General features: G+C 72.2%; 4 protein-coding genes. 2 read left to right on the top strand and 2 right to left on the bottom strand.

All coding sequences use genetic code 11. The features are described from left to right. Both C1J01_RS45415 and C1J01_RS45410 read right to left on the bottom strand, forming a co-directional pair. Window positions 1-2,507, bottom strand: a 2,507-nt coding sequence (locus tag C1J01_RS45415; protein ID WP_235855103.1) for an ATP-binding protein, incomplete at its 3' end; no start/stop codon positions are given. Window positions 2,508-2,662: 155 nt separating this feature from the next. Continuing rightward, a complete protein-coding gene (locus C1J01_RS45410) occupies window positions 2,663-4,603 on the bottom strand; it encodes a hypothetical protein (RefSeq protein ID WP_181449324.1) in 1,941 nt (646 codons plus the stop codon). Between the two features lie 170 nt (window positions 4,604-4,773). On the opposite strand from C1J01_RS45410, the gene C1J01_RS45405 reads away from it, so the two are divergent. Next, window positions 4,774-5,436, top strand: a complete 663-nt coding sequence (locus C1J01_RS45405; RefSeq protein WP_146615976.1) for a hypothetical protein — start codon at window positions 4,774-4,776, stop codon at window positions 5,434-5,436. Beyond that, window positions 5,433-6,074 carry a hypothetical protein gene (locus C1J01_RS45400; protein WP_111185203.1) on the top strand — a complete coding sequence of 214 codons (642 nt, stop codon included), beginning with the start codon at window positions 5,433-5,435 and terminating at the stop codon, window positions 6,072-6,074. The genes C1J01_RS45405 and C1J01_RS45400 overlap by 4 nt, the downstream gene beginning before the upstream one ends. Window positions 6,075-6,169: the final 95 nt, after the last annotated feature.

The raw sequence follows: 6,169 nt of genomic DNA, 5'->3' as shown, positions 1-6,169 counted from the left end.
GGGCTGCGCAGGTTCGGGGCGGGGTGACCGTACGGGAAGAGGCGGTCGACCTCGTGCAGCCAGCGGACCTGCGGGATGACCCACGACGCGCCCGCCCGTTCGCCGCCGTTGTCGAGGCCGCCGAGCAGGCGGGCCGCGGTCTCGGCGGCCTTCTCCGTCAGCAGCGCCGGGTCGAACCAGCTGCGCAGCGCCCAGGCGCGCCGCTGCACCGAACGTTCGATCAGGGTGGCGAGCAGGCATTCGCGGCGGCGTACCGGAAGGTCGCCCCAGGCGGCCGACAGGGCGCGTGGAACGCCCGGCAGCGGCCGGTTGGTGGCGAAGGCGAGCACGACCGTGTCGCACCAGATGCGCAGCCATGCCCAGTCGGGCGCGTCGGCGAGCACGTCGGCCTCGCGCAGCTCCATCAGCGTGCAGGCCAGGCCGTTGCGGCACTGGGTGCCGCAGGCGGCCGAGCGGCGGCCCCTGATGGGCGGCGGCGGGCCCGGCACCGCCTTCTCGCGCGACTCCCCCAGCGGCACGCGGACCCGCAGCGGCCGGTCCATGCCGTCGGCGAACACGGCGGCCGAACCCGGCTGCAGCGACACGACGTGGCGGGACTGCTCGTCGCTGAGGTTCATGGCGGCGCCGACGAGCTTCCTGTCGTCCTCGGCGGGCAGCCGGTGCACGACCTTCAGCGCGGTGTTCTTCACCACGTCGGAGACCAGCTTCGTGGGGATCTGCTCGGCCACGACGATGCCCTCGCCGTACGCCCTGATCTCGGCGAGCAGCCCGGCGAGGAGCTCGACGGCGTGCGTGGAGGCCCGCCCGTGGCCGCGGTCGCGCAGCAGCCGGTGGGCCTCCTCGATCACGATGACGTGGCGCAGGCCGGGGGACTTCTCCTTCCTGGCCCGCATGCGCAGGTGCTCGACGATCCGGATGATCAGCGTGCCCATGAGGAACGCCTTGTCCTCGTCGTTGGCGACGTCCTCGATGGCGAGCACGACGTCGCGTTCGAGCAGGCCGCCGATGTCGGCGGGGTGGCCGCCCTCGAAGAAGCGCCCGGCCGAGCCGACGCGCAGCGAGCGCAGCCGCAGCGAGATGAAGCCCTCGACGTCGGCCTGGACCTCGCGGCCGTAGCCGATCTCCTTGATGACGTCCATGGCGTGCTGCTGGAGTTGTTCCAGGGTGGGCACGGTGGGCGGGACGTTCGAGCCGGGCACGGCGCCGCCGGTGACGACGTCCCAGCCGGTGGCCTCGTAGACGCGCTGCAGCGCCAGCGACATGATCTGCGGGAACGGCTCCTCGGCGTCGAACGCCGCCATGAACAGCGCCCTGACCATGTCGATGTGGGCCTGGACGGGGTAGCCGGGCTCGGGTTCGAGCGGGTTGACGCTGAACGGCACGCCGTCGGGCGCCGACGGGTTGATCACGGTGACGGGGCCGTCGATGCGGCCGGCCATGGCGGCGTACTCCGACTTGGCCGGCTCGATGGCGAGCCACGGGATGCGGGCCCTGCTGAGCTGCTCCAGCAGGTGGCGGACGGTCTGCGACTTGCCGGAGCCGGTCGCGCCGGTGATGAAGGCGTGCCGGTTGAGCGTGGCCAGCGGCACCCGGAACGAGCCGACGCCGCGGTCCTGGCCGTCGAGGATCTCACCGAGCTCCAGCTCGCCCCCGTCGGCCTCGGACGTCACGTCGAAGAAGCCCGACTCCAGCACGCGCACGCCCGGCACCTCCCGCCGGGGCAGCCCGGCCAGCGCGGCCAGCGCGCCCGCGGTGGCGGCGAACGGGGCCGCGGCGCCGTCGGCCGGGTCCTGCATGGTGATGGCCAGGGCCTCCGACAGCGCGTAGACGGCGCCGTGCGAGCTGCGCAGCCGGTACGGGTGATGGCTCATCTCGACGGACCCGACCAGCACGGGCGCGATCTGCCGCAGCTCGTCGGCGGTGGCGCCGCCGGCCAGCACGCGCACGTTCCACAGGCCGGCCTCGCGGAAGGAGTCCAGCTCCTGCATGCGGCGCTCGGCCCGCTCGGCGTCGAAGCGGGAGCGCTCGGAGGCGTCGCCGTACTGGCGCAGCACGTTGAGCTGGGTGCGCAGGTGGGCGACCTCGGCGTCCAGCAGGTCGGTCGGCTCGGCGACGACGAGCCAGCCGAACGGCCGCGACATCAGCGTCACCAGCGTCGACTCGAAGAGCGTCGGCCGCTTCAGCTCGTCCGGGTCGAGCTCGGAGTACTCGCGGCCCCGTCCGCCGAGCGGCGGCGCCTGCCGGCCTGGGCACGGCGTCCACACCAGGTCGGCCAGGTCGGCGAGGTACTCCTCGCTCAGCTGCACGCCGCGCGCCCCGCCGGGGAACAGCAGCGGCTGCGGCCCGCTCGGCAGGCCGGGCGGGTCGGTCGCCCGGCGCGGCTGGCGGGGCGGCGACAGCGGCCCCGCGTTGGTGATGAGTTCGAGCGGCGCGCCGGACCCGCGCGACAGCCACCCGATCACGAAGGGCCGGTCGCGCTGCGCCGCCGACAGCACTGCGGGAAGCACGGTGACGAAATCCCACTCCGCCGACGAGCTTCGCGAGGGTGCTGCGATCGACTGGATCCGATACCAGGGCCCGCTCAGCTGCATTTCTATCCCCCACAGACGGTTCTTTAGTAAATTCCGCCAACCGTCAGCTCGTCACCTTGACATTGACCATGTCATTGCCTGCCCTTGCGCCAGTCCAGGCGTGGCGGCGGTGGTCCGAGGTTCGCCGGCGGGTCGGCGTCGCCGTCGCCGTCCCTGGGGTCGAGCGCCAGCACGGCCTCGCGGACGTCCTCCAGCTCGCCGAGCGTGGTCTTGGGGAAGGTCAGGATGGCCGGGTTCGCGTCCGCGAGGCGGACGCGCCGGCCCTGGGCGGTGGCGTCGGTGACGATCACCGACGTCGTGGGCAGTTGCTGGAGCCGGTGCGGCTCGACGAGGAACTCGCGCGAGCGCTGCAGCACCCGCTCCTTCTCCGAGATCTTGTCGGCCGTCCTGCCCCACTCGGTGGACTCGGTGATGTCGCCGGCCAGGTCGGCGTGACCGCCGTCGCGGTCTTCCGTGCCGTCCTCGACCTGGGCGATCGTGGAGGTGTAGCCGCCGTCCAGGCCGGGCAGCGACTCGCTGATCGTCTCGGTGAGCTGGGCGAGCTCCAGGCGGTGCTCGGTGCCGACGTGCTCGCTGGCGACCCGGGCGTCCTCGGCGTTGCCGAGCCGCATGAACGCCACCGCCGCGTGCCCCCTGCCGAGCCGCTCGCGCACGGTCGGGGTCAGCGACCGGTACGTCAGCACGAGCCCGGTGCGCGAGGTCTCGCAGGCGTCCATCAGCCGGTCGAGCACGTCGCCCCTGAGCTTGTCGGCGCCCGCCACGATGATCGTGTGGTACCAGGGCCGGTCGGAGGCGGGCGACTGGCGCAGGATGTGGGTCAGGGCGGTGGCGACGTACGTGCCGAGCACGCGGTTGCCGAACACGCCGGCCTGGCGGTCCATGCTCACCACGCGCAGCCGGGCGGGCGGCAGGCGCACGGCCTGGGTGCCCAGGGTCTCCAGCTTGCGCAGCTGCGACTCCAGCGCCCAGGCGCGCTCGATCACCACCCGGTCGCTCACGCCGCGGCCGAACAGCGTGCCGATGCGTTCCAGCTGGGTGGCCGTGATCAGGCCGTACCGCAGGTCGTCGCGGGGGTCGCCGACCTGGGCCAGGGCCCGCAGGGCGGCGGTGACCTGCCTGATCGTGGCGTTCTCGCCGAGCACCTCCAGCACCCGTTCCAGGATGGCGTTGTCGAAGCTGAGGTCGCGGGTGGTGCGGTGCTCCTCGCTGACGCTGACCACGTGGGCCAGCACGTCCGCGAACGCCTCGGGCTTCAGGGTGGCGCCGAGGTCGAGCTTGGGCAGGTCGACGGGTAACACCCAGACCAGCGGGTCGTCGCCGCCCTTGCGGGCCAGCTCGATCAGGTCCTTGGCGATCGCGCCCTCCGACAGGTCGAGCACGGTCAGGTGGCCGCCGCTGTAGAGGCGGGTCGCGCCGATCAGCGTGACGAGCGCCGACCAGCCGGGCAGCGTGCCGCCCGCGACGTCGACGCGGTCGATCTCGTCGGGGACCGCCACGGCGTACCAGGTGAGCTGCTTGTCGTGGCGCTCCTTGGCCTCCTGCCACTCGCGGTAGCGCCGGGCGTGCTCCTCCTGGGCGCGGAACAGCTCCTTGTCACGTTCCCGGCGCTGGCGCTCGTCCCTGGCCTGCTGCTCCTGGACTCTGTAGCGGACGGCCCGGTCGCCCTGCAGCAGCGCGTAGCTGCAGATCCCCGCGACGCCGCCGGCGGCGACCAGCGCGACCGCGGCGAACGGCCAGGCGAGGTAGCCCGCCAGCGCCACCGCCAGGATCAGCACGGCCAGGACGAGCATGGCCAGGCGGACGAGACGGACGGGCCGGTTGAGCATGTCCTCCTGGAGGCGTTCGCGGCGCAGCAGCTCCAGCTCGGCGGCGTCGGGCTCCGGCGGCGGCTCCTCGGCGGGCGAGGGGCGTCTGGGTGGCGGGCCCGGGTCGGGATGCAGCAGGATGTACTGCCAGCCCAGGTAGATCCGGTCCGCCTGGAGCTGGGCATGCTCGGGATGCACGTCCGTCACGTGACCCTCCGGCTGCCGATATGTCATTAGTGGTAGGGGTCAGACCCTTTCCGCTCCGTGACAGCGTATGAGTTACTACCCCGGTAGCGGCAGGGTTCTCGGCAATTCGACCATTCCGATGGGAGCAATGCGGCAGATGGGATAAGCGTTACCTATTACCATCCTTACCCATGACGGAACCGTCCGGCGAGAGCCCTGAAAAGCGCAGACGCCCGGTAGCGGTGCCCGCAGCCGCCCTCGTGGCGTTCACGGCCTTCGGCGTCACCGCCCTCCTCGGCGGTCTGAACGAGGCCCCCGAGGAGCCGGAGCCGCTGGGCCAGGGCGCGGTGCTCGACCAGGGGCTGTACTCCACCAGGCTCGTCGAGTCGCGGGTGACGGTCGAACGGGCGGCGACCCGGTTCGACGAGGACAAGCACTTCGTGGAGCTGGTCTTCGACGTCACCAACAAGGGCGACGAGACGCGCTCGGTCGGCATCCCCGCGCAGAAACTGGAGCAGGCGTACCTTTCGGACAGTTTCGCCGGCTCCCTGCTCAAGATCAACCCGTCCTTCGGCGAGAAGGCGGTCCCCTTCACGTTCGTACGCACCAAGGGCGGCGACTCCCAGCAGCTCCACCCGGGGGTGACCAGCCAGGTGATCGTGCGGTACCGGCTGGAGGGTGACCGGCGGCCGCCGGAGAAGATCTCGTTCGAGATGGCCTCCTTCGAGCTCACCACGGGCTTCAACAACGAGCTGCCGCGCTGGCAGATGGTCGCCACCGAGGCGGGCGACTCCTATCTGCCCGAGGTCAAGGCGCGCGTGACGCTGCCGGTGAAGAAGGGCGGTGCCGCGTGACCACCACCGAGCAGCGCCCCGCGGCCGTCCCCGACGGGCGCGGCCGGCGGCCGGGACGTCGCCGCGCCGGCGAGTCGCGGCTGCTCGGCCTCGCCGCCGGGCTGCTGCTCGTCGGAGGGGCGATGGGGCTGCAGACCATGCATCTGAACCCGAGCGAGCTGAGCCTGCCGCTCACCTACGCCGGCGACAAGGGCGAGGACGTGGACGCCCGGCGCTTCACCGTGCGGGTGGACTCGGTCCTGGCCGCCAAGTCGATCGAGAACTACTCCACGACCATCGGGACGGACCAGCTCTTCCTCGTCGTCAACGCCTCGGCCAAGTCGAGCCGCAAGCCGTACAAGCTGGCGCAGCCGGTGTTGCTGACGGCCGACGGCAAGAAGTTCGCCGCCACCGACCGGGTGGACAACGCGGTCACGCTCACCAACACCTGGGTGCAGCCGGACATCTGGGTCAGCGGGCGGTTCGTGTTCGAGGTGCCGGCGTCCGCGCTGCCGGGCGCGAGCGTGGTGGTCGGGCTGCCGCCGTCGCTCGTCGTGGAGCCGAACCAGCCCGAGGTGGAGGTCGACCTCGGACTCGACGAGGAGGGCGCGCGCAAGCTGGCCGCCTCCGCGCAGGACGTCTACTCGGTGAAGAAGTGAGCGCACAATGAGCCCGAACGAGGAGCGTGACTGGTTCGCGCCGAAGCACGAGCGGCGTCCCGAGGACTACCCGCCGCCGCCCCCGAGCCCGACCC

The organism is Nonomuraea aridisoli (assembly GCF_003236395.1).
In the GTDB taxonomy this organism is placed as follows: Bacteria; Actinomycetota; Actinomycetes; order Streptosporangiales; family Streptosporangiaceae; genus Nonomuraea; species Nonomuraea aridisoli.
This window is presented reverse-complemented; position numbering and strand designations above follow the sequence as displayed.